Raw genomic sequence first — 18480 nt, forward strand, 5'->3', positions numbered from 1 at the left:
CGCACGCACGCGGCGCTAGCGTTCGGCGACCGACCCGTCACTCAGTTCCAGGACCCGGTCGGCGAGGTCGAGCAGGGTCGTGTCGTGGGTGGCGACCAGCGCCGTGACGTTCTCGCTGCGTACGACGGCCCGCAGCAGTTCCATCACGGCGTGCCCGGTCTCCGCGTCCAGCTGCGCGGTCGGCTCGTCGGCGATGAGGACGGAGGGGCTGTTGGCGAGGGCGCGGGCGATGGCCACCCGCTGCTGCTGGCCGCCGGACAGCTCGCCGGGCCGCTGCGCGGCATGGTCGGCGAGACCCACCAGGGACAGCAGCAGCTCGACGCGCTCCTCGCGCTCACGCGGGTGGGCCCGGCGCAGCCGCATCGGTACGCCGACGTTCTCGGCGGCCGTGAGGATCGGGATCAGCCCGAAGGACTGGAAGACGAAGCCGATGCGGTCCCGTCGCAGTTCCAGCAGCCCCTTCTCGCCGAGCTCCGACAGGTCGAGCCCGTCGAGCACGACCCGCCCGCGGTCCGGTTCGTCCAGTCCGCCGACGATGTTGAGCAGCGTCGTCTTCCCGGAACCGGAGCGCCCCTTGAGGGCGACCAGTTCCCCGCGCGGCACGTCGAAGGAGACACCGCGCAGCGCGTGCACCGCGGCGGCTCCGTCCCCGTAGGACTTGTGGACGTCCTCGACGCGCACCATGGTCTCGGTGACGACTCGGTTCATGACCCCTCCCCCGTGGACCGGGCGCCAGTATCACGACCGGCGCCCGGCCGATCAACAACCGGTGCGTAAAAGGGCCGCACCCCCTGCGGGATGCGGCCCGATCTGCGACAGGGTCAGCGGACCTCGGTGATCTCCGGTCCCCGCTGGAGCTGGCCCATGCCGCCGGAGAAGCGGGAGCCGCCCTGCTCGTCCTGCTGAACGCCCTCGGGGACCATCTGAGCGTCGTTCGGCAGCTTCAGGACGATCGGGTCGCGGGGCGCCATCGGCCCTTCGCCGCGGACCACGACCGTGTCCCGGAAGATGTTCTCCAGCAGTCCGGCCGCCTGCGGCTGCACCGCGCCCTGGCCCGAGATCACACCGCGCAGGAACCAACGGGGCCCGTCCACACCGACGAACCGGACCACCTGGAAGCCGCCCGTGCCGTCCGGCAGCTGCACCGGCACCTGGGCCCGCAGCTCCCAGCCGAGCGGTCCCTCGACCTCGTCGACGATGCCACCCTGCTGGGTGATGCCGGTGCCGATCTCCTCGCGCACCTCGCCCCAGATGCCCTCGCGCTTGGGAGCGGCGAAAGCCTGCAACTGGACGGCGCTGTCACGCAGTACGACGGTGGCCGCGACGATCGCGTCGCCCGCCACCTCGACCCGCAGCTCCATGCCGTCGACACCGGGCACGAACAGACCGCCCAGGTCGACGCGGCCCTCGGCCGGGTCACGGACCTCGGTGCTGTCCCAGGGCCCGTCGGGGCGCGGTTCGGGTTCGAGCCGCACCCGCTCGCGCTCTACCTCTTCGTCCGCCTCAGTGTCGACGCTGTCGACGACCTGCTCGGCCTCGCCGGCCGCGCCCTCGGCGGCACCCTTCTTGTTGCGACGTCCGAACACGTCACTGTCCTTCCCGGTCGGATACGACCGAAGCGTATCGATTCCCACCCGTGCTGCCGCCGACGGCGGCCTGACCGTTTGTGCCGCGCCCGCCGTCCACGGCGGCATGACCACCGGTGGACCCGAAGCCCCCCTCGGCCCGTACCGATGCGGGAAGTTCCGCCACCTCCTGGAAGCGGACTCTCTCGACCGGCTGGACGACCAGTTGGGCAATCCGGTCGAAGCGCTCGAACCGCACAGCCTCGCGCGGGTCGAGATTCACCACGATCACCTTGATCTCCCCACGGTACCCGGCATCAACCGTCCCTGGGGCATTCACCAGGGCGACACCGCAGCGGGCGGCGAGTCCGGATCGCGGGTGCACGAATGCCGCGTACCCCTCGGGCAGCGCCACAGACACCCCGGTGGGCAGTACGGCCCGCTCCCCGGGCTTCAGCTCGCAGCTCTCGGTGGTGCGCAGATCGGCTCCCGCGTCACCGGGGTGCTCGTACGTCGGAAGCGGTACGTCCGCATCGACGCGCCGGATCAACACGTTCAGGGGGTCGCGGCTCACGGGTTCACCTCGAAGGCGCGGGCGCGCCTGATCTGGTCGGGGTCGTTCATGGCGGCCTGGATCTCCTCCGCGCGGCCGTTGTCGATGAAGTGATCGACCTTGACCTCGATGAAGAGGGCGTCGGCGCGGACCACCACGGGCCCGTCGGGGCCCCCGATGCGCCCGGTGGCCGTGGAGTAGATCTTCCGTCCGGCCACCGCGGTCACCTCGGCCGCCAGGTGGAGCGTGGTGCCCACCGGCACGGGCCGAGCGTCTCGTCCAGCGCGGTCGCGAGCACACCGCCGTGCGCGAGGCCCGGCGCGCCCTGGTGCTCGGGCCGCACCGTGAACTCGGCGGTGATCGTCACTCCCGCTCCCGCGCGCGCCGCCAGGTGCAGCCCGTGGGGCTGCTCGCTGCCGCAGCCGAAGCACTCGCCGTAGTGCGAGCCGAGCAGCTCACCGGGCGCGGGCGCGTCGGGGTGCCGCACCGGCTTCGTCGCGTCGGCGGGAGGCGTCAGACCTGGGGAAGTACCACTCACAGCCGCAGACCTTACCCGCGCGTCGGCACCGAACGGGCACCGTGCCAAGCTTGCTTCCATGCAGCCTTCCGCCACCCCCTACGAAGAACGCCTCACCGCACCCCTCTCCTGGTGGCTGATCAGCTTCCTGGTGGGGCTCTCGATGGCCCTGATCATGCTGCCCTTCGGCACCCTCGCACTGCTGGGCGGCCTGGTCGGCGGCACCGCGGTGGCGGCGGTCGCCGCGAGTTCCTACGGCGCGATCCGCATCCGCGTGGTGAACGGGTCCCTGATCGCGGGCGAGGCGAAGATCCCGGTGACGGCGCTGGGCGAGGCCGAGGTGCTGGACCGCGAGGAGGCGCGCGCCTGGCGCACCCACAAGGCCGACACCCGTGCCTTCCTCCTGCTGCGCGCCTACATCCCCACGGCGCTGCGCGTGGAGGTCGTCGACCCGGCCGACCCGACGCCGTACCTGTACCTGTCCACGCGCGAGCCGGAGCGGCTGGCGGAGGCCCTCAGGGCGGCGAAGGCGGCCTGCGCGGCCTAGAGGCCGAGGACGGCTCCGCCCGGCCCGCTAGCGGGGCGGTGCGGCGTCCGCACCGCCGAGTGGCTTCAGCGGGTCCACGAGCCCCACGGCGTCCGCGGGGCGCTCCAGCGGCGGCAGCTCGGTCAGCCGGTCCCAGGGCACCTGCGTCTTGCGCAGGTCCGCCCTGATCCGGGCGGCGAGCTTCCTGGTGTCCCGCCGGTTCATCGCCGCTCCCACGGCGGCACCCACCATGAACGGCATGAGGTTCGGCAGATTGCGCACCATGCGCTTCATGATCTGCTGCCGCAGTTCCCGCTTCATCTGCCCGCCGAGCGCGGCGTTGATCGAGGTCGGCTTCAGGGGGTCGATGCCCCGCTCCTCCGACCAGGCACTCAGATACGCGGTGCTGCGGTCCTTCAGGTTGCCGGCCGGGCGGCAGCCGTAGACCTCGTGGAGCTCGGCGATCAGTTTCAGCTCGATCGCGGCGACCCCGGTCACCTCCGCGGCCAGTTCCGTGGGCATCGCGGGAGGCACGGGAAGCATCGCCGCCGCGCCGACGCCCGCACCGACCGTCGCGGACGCCTTGGCGGCGCCGGCCACCAGCTTGTCCGCGATCTCCTCGGGCCCGAGGCCCGGGAAGTGTCTGCGCAGCGTCGCGAGGTCCCGTACAGGGATTCGAGGGGCGATGTCGATGATCCGGTCTGCCAGATGCGCAAGTCCGGCCCTGGCGCGGTCTCCGCTCTTGCGGACGCCGCCCCGGGCCAGGTCCTTGGCCCTGTCCCGGATCGCCACCACCCGGCGCTTGGCGACGGGGTGGGGCGATGGGGCCGGCACCGGGAGGTCAGCCCCGTCACCGGCCGGTTCGAGCGAGGCCGACTCCGCGGGGACCGATCCCCGATCGGAGGAGCCTCGCTCGTCGTCACGCACGCCGTGGGGGCCGTCGGACGGCCCCGAGTCCGCTCCCCGCTGGAAGCGGCGCTTCCGAGGTGGGGTCGAGCCAGTCACGGCCGACCCCTCCTCAGTCGCAGTCGCGGCAGATCGGCTGACCGTTCTTCTCCCTGGCCAGCTGGCTGCGGTGATGGACCAGGAAGCAGCTCATGCAGGTGAACTCGTCCTGCTGCTTCGGCAATACACGGACGGCCAGCTCCTCGTTCGAGAGGTCGGCGCCCGGGAGTTCCAGGCCTTCTGCGGCCTCGAACTCGTCGACGTCGACGGCCGAGGCGGACTTGTCGTTCCGCCGGGCCTTCAGTTCTTCCAAGCTGTCCGAGTCGACGTCGTCGTCGGTCTTGCGTGGGGTGTCGTAATCGGTTGCCATGTCGCTCTCCCCCTCCGGGTGTCTGCGGTGTCTCCAGCGCACGTAACGCGTGAGAGGCCGGACTTGTGCCCGACCCGAGGCGGAGATTTTGCCTCACATCAAGGTCTGTTACTCAATCGACACCCAACCGGACTCCTCATGAGTGATCGGCTTGGATGGCGATCGGGACCGTACACGGTCCGAATGTCGCACTTCAAAGGCGCCTCACCGTGTACTTCCCGTGATCAAGCCCCTGGAAAACCCGGAGTTTCCGGGCTTTCGACGGGCAATATTGATCACGGAGAGTGGATGGCCAGAAAATCGCCCTTGTGATCGATCACACACGGAGCGGCCGGTCGGGTGCCCCGAAAATTCCGCGCAAAGCGAACATCCTCGGGTGTGTCGGCCCATGCTCTCAGATGGGGAAGGTGACGCGCATCACGAGACCTCCTCCCTCGCGGGGCTGAGCGACGATGTGCCCGCCGTGCGCACGGGCCACGGACCGGACGATGGACAGGCCGAGGCCCACGCCCTTGTCGCTCCCCGTCCGCTCGGTGCGCAGCCGCCGGAACGGCTCGAAGAGGTTGTCGATCTCGTACGCCGGCACCACGGGGCCGGTGTTCGCGACGACCAGGACGGCGTGGCCGTGCTGGAGTTCGGTGGTGACCTCGACCCAGCCGCCCTCGGGCACGTTGTACCGCACGGCGTTCTGCACGAGGTTCAGGGCGATCCGCTCCAGCAGGACCCCGTTGCCCTGGACCACCGCCGGCTCGCGCTTGCCGCGGATCTCCACGCCCTTGGCCTGCGCCTCGGCGTGCACCTGGTCGACGGCCTGCGAGGCCACCTCGGCGAGGTCCACGGGCTTGCGCTCGACGATCTGGTTGTCGCTGCGGGCGAGCAGCAGCAGCCCCTCCACGAGCTGCTCGCTGCGCTCGTTGGTGGCCAGCAGCGTCTTGCCGAGCTGCTGGAGCTCCACGGGCGCCCCCGGGTCGGACAGGTGCACCTCGAGGAGCGTGCGGTTGATCGCCAGCGGGGTGCGCAGTTCGTGCGAGGCGTTGCCGACGAAGCGCTGCTGGGCGGTGAAGGCCCGCTGCAACCGCTCCAGCATGTCGTCGAAGGTGTCGGCCAGTTCCTTCAGCTCGTCGTCCGGCCCGTCCAGCTCGATCCGGCGGGACAGGTCGGAGCCGGCCACCGCGCGCGCGGTGCGGGTGATCCGGCCCAGCGGCGACAGGACGCGGCCGGCCATGGCGTAGCCGAAGGCGAAGGCGATCACGGCCAGGCCGAGCAGGGCCAGCAGCGAGCGGCTGAGCAGGTTGTCCAGGGCGTGCTGGCGCTGCTCGTTGACGCACTCGTTCATCGCGTGGTTGAGCTCGGTGGCGGTCGGCTGCGACGGGAAGTTGCAGGTCTCGCTCGCCACCTGGCCGGAAAGGATCTTGAAGGGTAGGTCGCTGCCCACGTTGAGCGCGTTCGCCGCCAGCAGGTAGATGATCGACAGCAGCAGGATGCCGGCGATCAGGAACATGCCGCCGTACAGCAGCGTGAGCCGTATCCGGATGGTCGGGCGCAGCAGCGGAAACGGGTCGGGCTTCCTCGGGTCCCAGGTCGGTTTCGGGGGCGCCTGGGCGGGCGTGGGGTTCGCGGCCACCGTGGTCAGATCCGGTAGCCGGAGCCGGGGACGGTGACGATGACGGGCGGCTCACCCAGCTTGCGACGCAAGGTCATGACGGTCACACGCACCACGTTCGTGAACGGGTCGGTGTTCTCGTCCCAGGCCTTCTCCAGCAGCTGCTCGGCGGAGACGACGGCGCCCTCGCTGCGCATCAGGACCTCCAGGACGGCGAACTCCTTGGGCGCGAGCTGCACCTCCTTGCCGTCCCGGAAGACCTCGCGGCGGTTCGGGTCGAGCTTGATCCCGGCGCGCTCCAGGACGGGCGGCAGCGGAACGCTGGTGCGCCGGCCCAGGGCACGCACGCGCGCGGTGAGCTCGCTGAAGGCGAACGGCTTCGGCAGGTAGTCGTCGGCGCCGATCTCCAGGCCCTCGACCCGGTCGCTCACGTCGCCGGAAGCCGTGAGCATCAGGACGCGGGTGGGCATGCCGAGTTCGACGATCTTGCGGCAGACGTCGTCGCCGTGGACCAGCGGGAGGTCGCGGTCGAGCACGACCACGTCGTAGTCGTTGACGCCGATGCGCTCCAGGGCGGCCGCACCGTCGTACACGACGTCGACGGCCATGGCCTCCCGGCGCAGTCCGGTGGCCACCGCATCGGCGAGCAGCTGCTCGTCCTCGACGACGAGTACGCGCACGTCGCTTGTCCTTCCTGTGTCCACCCGCGCGGCTCCGGGGCGCACGCGAGCAGGGGTCTTCGGGGATGGTGTCGGCCTCCATCCTGCCCTTTTCGGTCATAAGTCGGCGGTAAGTCGCCGGAGCGGGCGGAAGGCGGACGGAGGGCGGTCCCCCGCCGCGGGTCCGGGCACGTGCTGTCGACGTATGCGCACAGCGCGTGCCGCGGGATCGGTGAGGGACCCCGGGTGACTCCGGAGACTGATCCGGGAATGCGAGATTTTCTCTTCCGGTTGAGGTTTCCGGTGAAGGGAGCGGGGGGAGGACGGAATACACCCCGCGATCACGCTCTGCTTGTGCCGCAGCACCATGCGGTACGCCGCTGTCCGCTTCGCAGAGTGGGCGTGGGTGTCCGGCACCGTCGCCGCCCGGCAGGGCAGCGCTGGGCACTCATGGACGTGATCGCCCCTTCCGAACGGCACACCCCCGTGCCACAGACCCACGACCCAGGACGAGGGGGCGCAGCATGGACGCTTTCACCGCAGGACTTCTGCAGCGCATAAGGACGACCGAGTCCGACCTGACGCGGGCTCGTGACGAGGGCGACGACTTCCTCGTCGACGTCGAGCAGGGCGAGCTCGACGACCTGCGCCGCCTCGCGGCCGAACACGGCGTCGAAGTAGGCGCGACCGGTATCTGACCGGCTCATACGTACGAAGCGGGGCCCCGGCGAACCCATCGCCGAGGCCCCGCTTCGTCGTGATCGCACGGCACCGGACCGCCGTGGCGGCACCCGTCAGTCGTGCCAGGCGCCGAAATCCTCCAGGAGCCGCTGGAGCGGCTCGAAGACGCCCGGGGTACCCGCGACCGTCAGATCACGTGACGGGCGCTCTCCGGGGCGTCCACCGGTCAGGGCGCCCGCCTCACGGGCGATGAGGTCACCCGCCGCGAAGTCCCACGCGTTGAGTCCGCGCTCGTAGTAGCCGTCGAGGCGGCCGGCGGCCACGTCGCACAGGTCGACGGCGGCCGAGCCGCTGCGCCGGATGTCCCGCAGCTTCGGAATCAGCCTCGCGGCGACCTCGGCCTGGTGGCTGCGGACCTCGGTCACGTAGTTGAACCCGGTGGAGACCAGCGCCTGGTCCATGGGCGGCGCCGGTCGGCAGGCCAGGACGCGCTCGCGGCCCCGGGCGTCGGCCGCCCAGGCTCCGCCGCCCCGGACCGCGCCGTACGTCTCGCCGCGCATCGGGGCCGCCACGACCCCGACGACCGTCTCGCCGTGCAGCTCGGCGGCGATCGAGACGGCCCAGGTCGGCAGGCCGTACAGGTAGTTGACCGTGCCGTCGAGCGGGTCGATCACCCAGCGGATGCCGCTCGTGCCCTCGCTGGAGGCGCCCTCCTCGCCGAGGAAGCCGTCGTCGGGGCGGTGACCGGAGATCAGATCGGTGATCAGCTTCTCCGCCGCGAGATCCATCTCCGTCACCACGTCGATCGGGCTCGACTTGGTGGCGGCGACGGCGAGGTCGGCCGGACGCCCGTCCCGCAGCAGCTCGCCGGCCCGGTGGGCGGCCTCCCGGGCGAGCCGGAGCAGGTCGGTGTGCAGCGTGTCGGTCACGGCGCTCCTCACGCGTAGGGGCTGTCGGCGCCCGCGGCGGCGGGGCGGGGGGCACGGGCCGGGCAGCAGCCCACGGGGCAGACGTCGTGGCTCGCGCCGAGCGTGCCGAGGGCACAGGGCGTGACCTCCCGGCCCCGCTCGACGGCGGCGCGCTCCAGGACGAGGTCGCGGATCGCGGCGGCGAACCGCGGGTCGGCGCCGACGGTGGCCGAGCGGCGCACCGGCAGGCCGAGCTCCCCGGCCTTGGCCGTGGCCTCCGTGTCGAGGTCGTACAGCACCTCCATGTGGTCGGAGACGAAGCCGATGGGAGCCATGACGACCGCCGGGACACCGGCCGCGTGCCGCTCCTCCAGGTGATCGCAGATGTCGGGCTCCAGCCACGGGATGTGCGGGGCGCCGGAGCGCGACTGGTAGACCAGCTGCCAGGGGTGGTCGACGCCGGTGCGCTCCCGGACGGCGTCGGCGATCAGGCGGGCGACGTCCAGGTGCTGCGCGACGTACGCGCCGCCGTCGCCGTGGTCCTCGACGGGGCCGGAGGTGTCCGCCGCGGAGGTCGGGACGGAGTGGGTCGTGAACGCGATGTGCGCTCCGTCCCGTACGTCGGCGGGCAGGTCGGCCAGGGATCCGAGCACGCCGTCGATCATGGGCTCCAGGAACCCGGGGTGGTTGAAGTAGTGCCGCAGCTTGTCGACCCTCGGCGGTTCGATGCCCTCGGACTCCAGCGCGGCCAGCGAGTCGGCGAGGTTCTCGCGGTACTGCCGGCAGCCCGAGTACGAGGCGTAGGCGCTGGTGGCCAGGACCAGGACGCGGCGGCGGCCGTCGGCGGCCATCTCGCGCAGGGTGTCGGTCAGGTACGGCGCCCAGTTGCGGTTGCCCCAGTAGACCGGCAGGTCCAGACCGTGTCCCGCGAAGTCCTTGCGGAGGGCGTCCAGAAGGGCGCGGTTCTGGTCGTTGATCGGGCTGACCCCGCCGAACTGGAAGTAGTGCCGGCCGACCTCCTTGAGGCGCTCCTTGGGGATGCCGCGCCCACGTGTCACGTTCTCCAGGAACGGCACCACGTCGTCCGGCCCCTCGGGGCCGCCGAACGAGAGCAGGAGCAGGGCGTCGTAGGGGGTGGCATCGCGTGCGTCTCGCATGCGTCGATCCTGCCACCCTGCGCCGACAGCGCGGAAACGGTGGGGTGCCGCCGTGTTCGTCCCCCACCCCCGGGCTTCTCAGGGCAGCCCCACTCGTAAGCTGTACGGACCACCATTACGCCTTACACAGGCCGTATGGGCCCCTGAACGCCGTACCGAGCCGCCGGAGATCCAGTGCCCAGCCCCTATCGCGCCCTCTTCGCCGCCCCAGGCTCCAAGGGTTTCTCCGCAGCCGGCTTCCTCGGCCGGATGCCGCTGTCGATGATGGGGATCGGCGTCGTCACGATGGTCTCGCAGCTCACCGGCCGGTACGGCCTGGCGGGTGCGCTGTCGGCGACGATCGCGCTGGCCGCCGCGGTGGCGGGCCCGCAGGTCTCACGGCTGGTGGACCAGTACGGGCAGCGCCGCGTGCTGCGCCCGGCCACCCTGATCGCGCTGGCGGCGGCGGCCCTGCTGCTGTTCGCCGCGCACTACGAATGGCCGGACTGGGTGCTGTTCGTGGCGTGCGCGGGCATCGGCTGCGTGCCGAGCATCGGCGCGATGATCCGGGCGCGCTGGGCGGCCCTGTACCGGGGCACTCCGCAACTGCACACCGCGTACTCGTTCGAGTCCGTGGTGGACGAGATCTGCTTCATCTTCGGGCCGATCATCTCCATCGGCCTGTCCACGGCGTGGTTCCCGGAGGCGGGTCCGCTGCTGGCGGCGTGCTTCCTGGCGGCCGGCGTCTTCTGGCTGACCGCGCAGCGGGCCACCGAGCCGGCACCCCACCCGCGGGAGCGGCACGGCGGCGGCTCGGCGCTGCGCTCCACCGGCCTCCAGGTCCTGGTGAGCACGTTCGTGGCGACCGGCGCGATCTTCGGCGCGGTCGACGTGGTCACCGTGGCCTTCGCCGACGAGCAGGGCCACAAGGGCGCGGCGAGCGTCGTCCTCGCGGTCTACGCGGCGGGCTCCTGCGTCGCGGGGGCGGTTTTCGGGCTGATGCACTTCAAGGGGGCGCCCGAACGTCGGTGGCTGCTGGGCGTCTGTGCGATGGCCGTGAGTATGATCCCCCTCCTACTGGTCGGGAACCTGCCGTTTCTGGCCGTGGCGCTCTTCGTCGCGGGCCTGTCCATCGCTCCCACGATGATCACGACGATGTCCCTGATCGAAGAGCACGTACCACGCGCGCAACTGACCGAGGGCATGACCTGGGTGAGCACCGGGCTCGCGGTGGGGGTCGCGCTCGGCTCCTCCGCGGCCGGCTGGGTGATCGACGCCGCCGGTGCGCGTGCCGGGTACGGGGTTCCGGCGGTGTCCGGTGCCGTCGCGGTCGCGGTCGGTTTCCTCGGGTACCGCCGGCTCAAGAGGCCGGCGCCGGGACGGGGAGGCACCGTTGAGCAGCACAGCGAGCGGGAAGAGCGGCACGTGGCGTAACTGGGGCGGCACGGTCTCCGTCCGGCCGGTACGGGAGGTCGTGCCCGCTTCCGTGGAGGAGCTGTCCGCGGCTGTGCGGCAGGCCGCTGAGGACGGCCTGAAGGTGAAGGCCGTCGGTACGGGGCACTCGTTCACCTCCATCGCGGCGACCGACGGTGTATTGATCCGCCCTCAACTGTTGACCGGTATACGCGACATCGACCGGGAGGCCGGCACCGTCACGGTCGAAGCCGGTACGCCCCTCAAGAGACTCAACCTCGCCCTGGCCCGCGAGGGCCTGTCGCTGACGAACATGGGCGACATCATGGAGCAGACCGTCTCCGGGGCCACCAGCACCGGCACCCACGGCACGGGCCGCGACTCCGCCTCCATAGCCGCCCAGATCAAGCGCCTCGAACTGGTCACGGCCGACGGTTCGGTGCTCACCTGCTCCGACAAGGAGAACCCGGAAGTCTTCGCGGCCGCCCGCGTCGGACTCGGCGCGCTCGGCGTCGTCACCGCGATCACGTTCGCCGTGGAGCCGGTCTTCCTGCTCACCGCCCGCGAGGAGCCGATGAGCTTCGACCGGGTCACCGGGGCGTTCGACGAACTCTGGGCGGAGAACGAGCACTTCGAGTTCTACTGGTTCCCGCACACCGGCAACACCAACACCAAGCGCAACAACCGCAGCGCGGGCCCGGAACGTCCGGTGGGGCAGCTGAAGGGCTGGTTCGAGGACGAGTTCCTCTCCAACGGCGTCTTCCAGATGGCCAACTGGGTCGGCCGCGCGGTGCCCGCCGCGATCCCGCCGATCGCCCAGGTGTCCAGCAAGGCCCTGTCCGCACGCACGTACACCGACCTGCCCTACAAGGTCTTCACCTCGCCGCGCCGGGTGCGCTTCGTGGAGATGGAGTACGCGCTCCCGCGCGAGGCGGTCGTCGAGGCGCTGCGCGAGCTGAGGGGGATGGTGGACCGCTCCCGGCTGCGGATCAGCTTCCCCGTCGAGGTGCGCACCGCCCCGGCCGACGACATCACGCTGTCCACGGCATCGGGCCGGGACACCGCGTACATCGCCGTCCACATGTTCAGGGGCACCCCCTATCAGGCGTACTTCACCGCCGCCGAGCGGATCTTCACCGCCCACCAGGGCCGGCCGCACTGGGGCAAGGTGCACACCAGGGACGCCGAGTACTTCGCGGAGGTCTATCCGCGCTTCGGCGAGTTCACGGCACTGCGGGACCGGCTCGATCCGGACCGGCGCTTCCAGAACGACTACCTGCGGAGGGTGTTGGGGCCGTAGCCGGCCGCGAGCGCCACGGACAGGGCAGTGACGGCCACTTGAGGCAGGTTCAGATCGTTCTGCCCCGGCTGTTCCGCATCCGGTGATTCCGTGAAGTACGCCACGCTTGTGATCGAGAAATCGGCCCCGCGGGCCCATGTACCGCTGCCCGGAAGAAGTTCCGCGGCGCGGCAATCCACGCACGTGGTCCAAATGGAGTACTGTTGCGAGCCCTGGGTCCGGTCTCCCGCCAGGCTGTCCGGGGCCTTCAAGGACCGCCTGGAGGGGGCTTGTTGCACAGGGTGACGGAGTTGGTCACTTAGCGTTGCGAAAAGGTAACCGTGCCATAACGGCGATCCAGGGCCAGTGCCCGACACGCCGGGCAACTCGGCAAGGTTGTGGCAGGCTGCACCCGGGCAGGCCACACTCGACTAGCGGAAGCAGCGACGCACGTGACGTCGGCAGGCACCACCCGGGAGGTCCCCATGCCCGAACTGCGTGTCGTGGCCGTCTCGAATGACGGCACACGGCTGGTGCTGAAGGCTGCGGACAGCACGGAGTACACGCTTCCGATTGACGAGCGGCTCCGCGCCGCCGTGCGCGGCGACCGTCCCCGCCTCGGCCAGATCGAGATCGAGGTGGAGAGCCATCTCCGCCCCCGTGACATCCAGGCCCGGATACGTGCCGGCGCGACCGCCGAGGAAGTCGCGCAGATGGCAGGCATCCCCGTCGATCGCGTACGGCGTTTCGAGGGCCCCGTGCTGGCCGAACGCGCCTTCATGGCCGAGCGCGCACGCAAGACCCCGGTCCGCCGCCCCGGTGAGAACTCCGGCCCGCTGCTCGGCGAGGCCGTGCAGGAGCGACTCGTCCTGCGCGGGGCCGAGAAGGACACCGTGCAGTGGGACTCGTGGCGCCGCGACGACGGCACCTGGGAGGTCCTGCTGGTCTACCGCGTCGCCGGCGAGCCGCACTCGGCGAGTTGGACGTACGACCCGCCCCGGCGGCTCGTCCAGGCCGTCGACGACGAGGCGCGCTCGCTGATCGGCGAGTCCGACGACCTCGGCGCGGCCGAGCCCAGCTTCCCGTTCGTGCCCCGCATCGCCCGGCTGCCGCGGGACCGCACGATGGAACGCGCTCCGGACCGGGAGCGGCCGATGCTGCCGTCGCCGTCGCCCGAACCGCTCGAGGAGAGCACCGCCGAACGGGACTCGCTGACCAGCCTGCTGGAGGCGGTGCCGAGCTTCCGCGGTGACCTCGTCGTACCGGAACGGCAGGTGCCGGAACCGGCGGAGGAGCCTGTCGAACCGGCCGCGGAGGAGGAGCCCCCGGCTCCCGCGGCCTCGGCGGGGTCCGCCTACGCGGACGTCCTCATGCCCCGTTCGGTCGGCAGTCACCGCGACCGCCTCGTCGGCGCCACCGACCGCCAGGCCGAGGCGGACGGGGTGCGCCCCGGTCGGCGGGCCGCGGTCCCGAGCTGGGACGAGATCGTCTTCGGGACGCGCCGCAAGAAGCAGGAGTGACCCGCGGCGCGGTACGACGCCGCTCGTACCACGCCGCCGCACGACGACAAGGGCCCGCGCCGGAACATCGGCGCGGGCCTCGTCGTGAGCGGCAACGTGCAGGGGCGGCACGGTGTACGGGCGGCACAGCACGACGTCGGCGCAGCACAACCGGCGGCCCGGCACCGGCACGGCACGATGGTGGGGCGGCGCGACGGTGGGGTGGCCCTCCGCACGGAGCGCGACCGCGGGCCGGGGCGCCCTGTGCACCGGACGCCCGACCCTCCCCCGGCACGAAACCGGCAGTACGCGCGTGTGCTTCGCTACTGCGGATCCGGGCCCACCGCGACCGGACGCCGCGGGTCCGACGACCACTCCGACCACGAACCCACGTACAGCGCCGCCGGGATGCCCGCCACGGCCAGGGCCAGTACCTCGTGGGCACCGGAGACGCCCGAGCCGCAGTACACGCCGGCCTCCGTGCCCTCGACGGCGCCGAGGGACTTGAAGCGGGCGGCCAGTTCCTCGGCGGGGAGGAAGCGGCCGTCGGGTGCCACGTTCTCGTTCGTCGGCGCGGACACCGCGCCGGGGATGTGGCCGCCGACCCGGTCGATCGGCTCCACGTCCCCGCGGTAGCGCTCCGCCGCCCGCGCGTCGAGCAGCACACCGGAGCGGGCCAGCGCCGCCGCCCCGTCCGCGTCGAGCATCTCGACCGCTCCGGGAACCGGCTGGAAATCGCCGTCCGCCGGAGTCGGCGCCCCGGTCGAGAGCTGCCCGTCCCAGACCGGCAGCCCGCCGTCCAGCACTCGTACGTCGGGATGACCCGTCCAGCGCAACAGCCACCAGGCTCTGGCCGCCGCCCACCCCTGGCCGCCGTCGTACACGACGACCCGCCGCGCCGACGACACCCCCGCACGGCGCATGGCGGCACCGAACTCGGTGACGTCGGGCAGCGGATGCCGGCCGCGCTCGCCCGCGGACCCGGCCAGCTCCCGGTCGAGGTCGACGAAGACCGCGCCGGGGATGTGCCCGGCCTCGTACTCGGCGCGGCCGTCGAACGGCGGCTCACCGGCCGCTCTGGCCACGCTCAACTGCCAGCGCACATCGAGCAGGACCGGCGGGTTCGCGCCCGCCAGGTCTTCGGCGAGTTCGGATGCGGAGATGATGACGTTCATGGCTCCCATCCTCGCGCACGGGGTGGCCGCGCCGTCCATGTCCGGCTACTCTGCTCGGCCGGACGGGCTCGATCACAAGGCGTACCGTGACGGGCACAAGCTGTACAGCCGATCGACACCCCGGAGCAGTCGCCCGGACGGTGCACGCGACCGCGGAGCGGGGACCCTCCGGGCAGGGGCTGGACGGGTCGCGCCCGGAGCGCGCGACACCGAGGGTGGTGCGAGCATCGGCACCGGGGGTTCCGGAGAGCGAAAACGACGCGGCCACCACGCGGGCCGGGGAGAGAGCGACGATGACCGATGCACGGGGGTCGACCGACCGGAACGGTGAAGCGCACGCACGGTACGCGCCCGGCACACCCTGCTGGGTGAGTCTGATGGTGCACGGGACGGCCGCGACCCAGGAGTTCTACGGAGCGCTGTTCGGCTGGGAGTTCCGTCCCGGACCCCGGCAGCTCGGTCCCTATGTGCGGGCGCTGCTCGACGGCCGCGAGGTCGCGGGCATCGGACAGCTGCCGCCGGACCGGCACCTGCCGATCGCCTGGACCCCCTACATCGCCTCCGAGGACATCGACCGGACGGCCCACTCGGTGCGGCTGTGCGGCGGTACCGTCGCCGTCGGCCCGCTCGACGCGGAGGACGCCGGGCGCCTGGCCATCTGCTCAGACCCGGCGGGCGCCGTCTTCGGGCTGTGGCAGGCGGCCGCGCACCGCGGCACGGCCGTCGCCGGCGTGCCGGGCACACCGACCTGGCACGAACTGCTCACCTTCGAGTCCGAGGGCGTGGCCAAGTTCTACGAGACGGTGTTCGGTTACGAGAGGGAGCCGGTCGTCTCCGCCGACTGCGACTACCTCACCCTGAAACTCGACGGCCGCCCGGTCGCCGGTATCCAGGGCGTGGGCGGCGCCGTGCCACGCGACCGGGGGTCGCACTGGCTGACGTACTTCGAGGTCGACGACCCTGACTCCGCCGTCGCGCGGCTCGTGGACCTCGGCGGACATGTCCTCAGACCGGCGCACGACAGCGCCTACGGGCGCGTGGCGACGGTGACCGACCCCGAGGGCGCCAGGTTCACGCTGGTCCGGACCGCTCGCTGAGGCCTGCGGCGGCTCAGGCCGACGACATGGGCAGCACGTCGGGCGACAGCGGGGCCGCGTGCGCCGACGCGGCCGTCATCCGCCGCCGGTGATGGCGCCTGCACAGCACCTCGTACCCGACCGCGTCCGCCTGGTTGACGTCCCCGACGACCACCTGGGCGCCCTCCACCACCATCTCGCCGCCGATCGTGCGGGCGTTGTGGGTGGCCCGGGCACCGCACCAGCACAGGGCCTCGACCTGGAGCACCTCCACCCGGTCGGCGAGCTCCACCAGCCGCTGGGAGCCGGGAAAGAGCTTCGTACGGAAGTCGGTCGTGATGCCGAAGGCGTATACGTCCAGGCCCAGGTCGTCGACCAGGCGTGCGAGTTGGTCTATCTGTTCCGGGGCCAGGAACTGTGCCTCGTCCGCGATCACGTAGTCCGCGCGCCCGCCGTGCGACAGATGGTCGACGAGGTACCCGTACAGGTCCATGCCGTCGGCGACCTCGACCGCGTCCGTCACCAGGCCGAGCCGCGAGGACAGCTTGCCCTCGCCGGCCCGGTCGTCACGGGTGAAGATCATGCCCTGGAGCCCGCGCGTGGAGCGGTTGTGCTCGATCTGGAGAGCCAGTGTCGACTTCCCGCAGTCCATCGTTCCGGAGAAGAAGACCAGCTCGGGCATGGGAGGTTGAGCACCTTTCGGCGAGATGTAGGGGCAAGGGGTTCAGGAGCGTACTTCGAGCAGGGGGACCAACTGCTCGGCCGGGGTCATGGAGCCGTGGTTGCCGACCATGGCCGACTCCTTGGGCTCCCGCTCCGAGGCGATGATCAGCACGTCGTCACGGGCGGCGGCGATCACATCGCCGAGGCGCCCGTACACACGGTCCTCGCACGCTCCGGGCGGTCCGAACCAGCCCGCCGCGATCGCCTCGTCCCGCGAGGCGACCCAGAACTGCTCGCCGAGCACCTCGCGCCAGCAGGTCAGTACGTCGTTCTCGGCGCCCGGCACCGCGTAGACGTGCCGGGCGCGGCCCTCGCCGCCCAGCAGGGCCACGCCGGCGCGCAGCTCCCAGTCCTCGTCGAAGTCGATGCGGTGCTGCTCGTCGAAGGGCACGTCGACCATGCCGTGGTCGGCGGTGACATAGAGCGCGGTGTTCGGCGGGAGCTGCTCGGCGAGCCGCTGGACGAGCCGGTCGACGTGCATGAGCTGGCCGCGCCAGGTGTCGGAGTCGACACCGAAGCGGTGGCCGGCACCGTCGAGTTCGGCGTAGTACGTGTAGACCAGGCTGCGGTCGCCGGCCGCCAGTTGCTCGGCGGCGAGGTCCATGCGCTCCTCGCCGGACAGCCGGCCGTGGAACGAGCCGCCGCTCAGCGCGACCTTGGTCAGCGGTGTGTTCGCGAAGGTGGGCGAGGAGACCTGGGCGGCGTGCACGCCGGCCTGCTGGGCCAGCTGGAAGACCGTGGGGTGGGGCTGCCAGGTCTTGGGGTCGCTCCAGGGCTGCCAGCGCAGCTGGTTCATCAGCTCCCCGGTGGCCGGGTTGCGCACCGTGTAGCCGGGCAGGCCGTGGGCGGCGGGCGGGAGGCCGGTGCCGACGGAGGCGAGGGAGGTCGCCGTGGTGGCGGGGTAGCCGGTGGTGAGGGGGCGGCCCGTGCCGCCGCGGGACCGCGGGAGCAGCGAGGTCATGAAGGGCGCCTCGTCCGGGTGTGCCCTCAGCTGCTCCCAGCCGAGTCCGTCGATCAGGAACACGCAGTTCCGGTCGGCGGGGGTCAGCTCGGTGATGGCCGGGGTCGTCCCGGGCACTCCCATGCCGGCGGCCAGCGTGGGGAGCAGGTCGGCGAGCGATCCGCTGCCGTACTCGGGCCGGGGCGCGGAGTCGACGGCGAGCGGTTCGGGATGGTCCTCCCAGGCGGTGGTGGACTGGGCCATGTCAGCGGTCGGTGTCCGCGGTCGCCTCGGAGACGGCCTGCGCGAAGGCGAGCGCCTGGCGCACCGTCTCCGGTCCGTCCCCCGCCTCGCTGACGCGCAGGCTGAGGTCGTCGGCCGTCGAGTTGCCCGTGTAGCCGTGGTCGGCCTCGCAGTTGGGGTCGCCGCAGGCGGCGGGCTCCAGGTCGATGCGGGAGACCGCGCCCCAACCGATGGTCAGCACGACCTCGCGCGGCAGCGTGCCCGGCTGGTACTGCTCCGGGTTGCCGACCACGCGGCTGACCACGACCGACGAGATACGGCCCAGCTTCACGGACTCCGTCGACGTCGTGGCGTAGGGCGTCGGCGAGGTGCTGTCGGCGGCCTGCTCGTCGGTGTGGCTGACGATGAACCGGGTGCCGGTGAGGACCAGCACGGTCACGTGCCGCCGCACCTCGTTCTGGTCGAACGTCGTCTCCTGGTGGACCAGGTACGACTGAATGGGGTCGCCGCCCACGGCGGCCTCCACCGCCTCGGCCACGAGGGCCGGGTAGTAGCCGCTGCGTTCGATCGCCGCACGCAGCCCCTGGGTCGTCGTACTGGTCTTGGCCATGACGTCCATCCTACGGGGGCGCACTGACTGCGAGGCACCGCTCACGGCGCTGTCCCCCG

At 71.7% G+C, this 18480-nt stretch carries 19 protein-coding genes and 1 pseudogene; 6 read left to right on the top strand and 14 right to left on the bottom strand.

Features of this window, described 5'->3' with window-relative positions; translation table 11 throughout:
- Positions 1 to 15: 15 nt before the first annotated feature.
- The 4 genes and pseudogenes from DN051_RS11190 to DN051_RS11205 form a co-directional block, all read right to left on the bottom strand.
- Positions 16 to 708, bottom strand: a complete 693-nt coding sequence (locus tag DN051_RS11190) for an ABC transporter ATP-binding protein (RefSeq protein WP_053760788.1) — start codon at positions 706 to 708, stop codon at positions 16 to 18.
- Between the two features lie 113 nt (positions 709 to 821).
- On the bottom strand, positions 822 to 1586 hold the full coding sequence (locus DN051_RS11195; RefSeq protein WP_053760787.1) for a DUF3710 domain-containing protein: 765 nt from the start codon (positions 1584 to 1586) through the stop codon (positions 822 to 824).
- Position 1587: 1 nt separating this feature from the next.
- Entirely contained in the window at positions 1588 to 2139 is a 552-nt protein-coding gene (dut, locus tag DN051_RS11200) for a dUTP diphosphatase (protein ID WP_053760786.1), read from the bottom strand.
- A pseudogene (locus DN051_RS11205) lies at positions 2136 to 2656 on the bottom strand (PaaI family thioesterase). Before DN051_RS11205 ends, dut begins: the two are co-directional and overlap by 4 nt.
- Before the next feature lie 58 nt (positions 2657 to 2714).
- On the opposite strand from DN051_RS11205, the gene DN051_RS11210 reads away from it, so the two are divergent.
- Positions 2715 to 3182, top strand: a complete 468-nt coding sequence (locus DN051_RS11210; protein WP_053760784.1) for a DUF3093 domain-containing protein — start codon at positions 2715 to 2717, stop codon at positions 3180 to 3182.
- A gap of 27 nt (positions 3183 to 3209) precedes the next feature.
- Here the strand turns inward: DN051_RS11210 and DN051_RS11215 are convergent, their stop codons facing one another.
- From DN051_RS11215 to DN051_RS11230, 4 genes are all read right to left on the bottom strand, one after another.
- Positions 3210 to 4166, bottom strand: coding sequence for a hypothetical protein (locus DN051_RS11215; protein WP_112438627.1), 957 nt, complete (start codon positions 4164 to 4166; stop codon positions 3210 to 3212).
- A 13-nt stretch (positions 4167 to 4179) separates the two neighbouring features.
- On the bottom strand, positions 4180 to 4476 hold the full coding sequence (locus tag DN051_RS11220) for a DUF4193 domain-containing protein (RefSeq protein WP_003993510.1): 297 nt from the start codon (positions 4474 to 4476) through the stop codon (positions 4180 to 4182).
- A gap of 394 nt (positions 4477 to 4870) precedes the next feature.
- A complete protein-coding gene (locus DN051_RS11225; RefSeq protein ID WP_053760782.1) occupies positions 4871 to 6100 on the bottom strand; it encodes a sensor histidine kinase in 1230 nt (409 codons plus the stop codon).
- Between the two features lie 5 nt (positions 6101 to 6105).
- Positions 6106 to 6759 (bottom strand): response regulator transcription factor, encoded by a 654-nt coding sequence (locus DN051_RS11230; protein ID WP_007385219.1) that lies wholly within the window; start codon positions 6757 to 6759, stop codon positions 6106 to 6108.
- A gap of 503 nt (positions 6760 to 7262) precedes the next feature.
- Between DN051_RS11230 and DN051_RS45780 the strand changes: the two genes are divergently transcribed.
- Positions 7263 to 7436 carry a hypothetical protein gene (locus DN051_RS45780; RefSeq protein WP_199314918.1) on the top strand — a complete coding sequence of 58 codons (174 nt, stop codon included), beginning with the start codon at positions 7263 to 7265 and terminating at the stop codon, positions 7434 to 7436.
- A 96-nt stretch (positions 7437 to 7532) separates the two neighbouring features.
- Here the strand turns inward: DN051_RS45780 and DN051_RS11235 are convergent, their stop codons facing one another.
- The gene (locus tag DN051_RS11235; RefSeq protein ID WP_053760781.1) at positions 7533 to 8348 is read right to left on the bottom strand and encodes an inositol monophosphatase family protein; all 816 of its coding nucleotides are present in this window, start codon (positions 8346 to 8348) and stop codon (positions 7533 to 7535) included.
- An 8-nt stretch (positions 8349 to 8356) separates the two neighbouring features.
- Positions 8357 to 9484, bottom strand: a complete 1128-nt coding sequence (locus DN051_RS11240; protein ID WP_053760780.1) for a ferrochelatase — start codon at positions 9482 to 9484, stop codon at positions 8357 to 8359.
- Between the two features lie 174 nt (positions 9485 to 9658).
- Here DN051_RS11240 and DN051_RS11245 point away from each other — a divergent pair, with 174 nt between their 5' ends.
- From DN051_RS11245 to sepH, 3 genes are all read left to right on the top strand, one after another.
- Entirely contained in the window at positions 9659 to 10897 is a 1239-nt protein-coding gene (locus tag DN051_RS11245) for an MFS transporter (protein ID WP_053760779.1), read from the top strand.
- Positions 10857 to 12176, top strand: coding sequence for a D-arabinono-1,4-lactone oxidase (locus DN051_RS11250; RefSeq protein ID WP_053760778.1), 1320 nt, complete (start codon positions 10857 to 10859; stop codon positions 12174 to 12176). The genes DN051_RS11245 and DN051_RS11250 overlap by 41 nt, the downstream gene beginning before the upstream one ends.
- A gap of 464 nt (positions 12177 to 12640) precedes the next feature.
- On the top strand, positions 12641 to 13675 hold the full coding sequence (sepH, locus tag DN051_RS11255; protein WP_053760776.1) for a septation protein SepH: 1035 nt from the start codon (positions 12641 to 12643) through the stop codon (positions 13673 to 13675).
- Between the two features lie 302 nt (positions 13676 to 13977).
- On the opposite strand, the gene DN051_RS11260 is transcribed toward sepH, so the two are convergent.
- Positions 13978 to 14829: a sulfurtransferase gene (locus DN051_RS11260; protein WP_107094011.1), complete on the bottom strand. Its 852-nt coding sequence runs from the start codon at positions 14827 to 14829 to the stop codon at positions 13978 to 13980.
- Between the two features lie 293 nt (positions 14830 to 15122).
- Here DN051_RS11260 and DN051_RS11270 point away from each other — a divergent pair, with 293 nt between their 5' ends.
- Complete coding sequence (locus tag DN051_RS11270; protein ID WP_112438628.1) at positions 15123 to 15926, top strand: VOC family protein; 804 nt, start codon at positions 15123 to 15125, stop codon at positions 15924 to 15926.
- A gap of 13 nt (positions 15927 to 15939) precedes the next feature.
- Here DN051_RS11270 and DN051_RS11275 read toward each other — a convergent pair whose 3' ends face one another.
- The 3 genes from DN051_RS11275 to DN051_RS11285 are packed head-to-tail and all read right to left on the bottom strand — an operon-like array spanning position 15940 to position 18430.
- Entirely contained in the window at positions 15940 to 16587 is a 648-nt protein-coding gene (locus DN051_RS11275; RefSeq protein WP_053760774.1) for a thymidine kinase, read from the bottom strand.
- Between the two features lie 42 nt (positions 16588 to 16629).
- A complete protein-coding gene (locus tag DN051_RS11280; RefSeq protein ID WP_053760773.1) occupies positions 16630 to 17832 on the bottom strand; it encodes an alkaline phosphatase family protein in 1203 nt (400 codons plus the stop codon).
- A gap of 1 nt (position 17833) precedes the next feature.
- Positions 17834 to 18430, bottom strand: a complete 597-nt coding sequence (locus tag DN051_RS11285) for a DUF5998 family protein (RefSeq protein WP_053760772.1) — start codon at positions 18428 to 18430, stop codon at positions 17834 to 17836.
- Positions 18431 to 18480 lie beyond the last annotated feature (50 nt).

The organism is Streptomyces cadmiisoli (genome assembly GCF_003261055.1).
Lineage (GTDB): Bacteria > Actinomycetota > Actinomycetes > Streptomycetales > Streptomycetaceae > Streptomyces > Streptomyces cadmiisoli.

Coding starts and splice junctions, on each gene's coding strand:
- DN051_RS11190 (WP_053760788.1), bottom strand. CDS start 708: ATGAACCGAGTCGTCACCGAGACCATGGTGCGCGTCGAGGACGTCCAC.
- DN051_RS11210 (WP_053760784.1), top strand. CDS start 2,715: ATGCAGCCTTCCGCCACCCCCTACGAAGAACGCCTCACCGCACCCCTC.
- DN051_RS11220 (WP_003993510.1), bottom strand. CDS start 4,476: ATGGCAACCGATTACGACACCCCACGCAAGACCGACGACGACGTCGAC.
- DN051_RS45780 (WP_199314918.1), top strand. CDS start 7,263: ATGGACGCTTTCACCGCAGGACTTCTGCAGCGCATAAGGACGACCGAG.
- DN051_RS11240 (WP_053760780.1), bottom strand. CDS start 9,484: ATGCGAGACGCACGCGATGCCACCCCCTACGACGCCCTGCTCCTGCTC.
- sepH (WP_053760776.1), top strand. CDS start 12,641: ATGCCCGAACTGCGTGTCGTGGCCGTCTCGAATGACGGCACACGGCTG.
- DN051_RS11260 (WP_107094011.1), bottom strand. CDS start 14,829: ATGAACGTCATCATCTCCGCATCCGAACTCGCCGAAGACCTGGCGGGC.
- DN051_RS11270 (WP_112438628.1), top strand. CDS start 15,123: ATGACCGATGCACGGGGGTCGACCGACCGGAACGGTGAAGCGCACGCA.
- DN051_RS11275 (WP_053760774.1), bottom strand. CDS start 16,587: ATGCCCGAGCTGGTCTTCTTCTCCGGAACGATGGACTGCGGGAAGTCG.
- DN051_RS11280 (WP_053760773.1), bottom strand. CDS start 17,832: ATGGCCCAGTCCACCACCGCCTGGGAGGACCATCCCGAACCGCTCGCC.
- DN051_RS11285 (WP_053760772.1), bottom strand. CDS start 18,430: ATGGACGTCATGGCCAAGACCAGTACGACGACCCAGGGGCTGCGTGCG.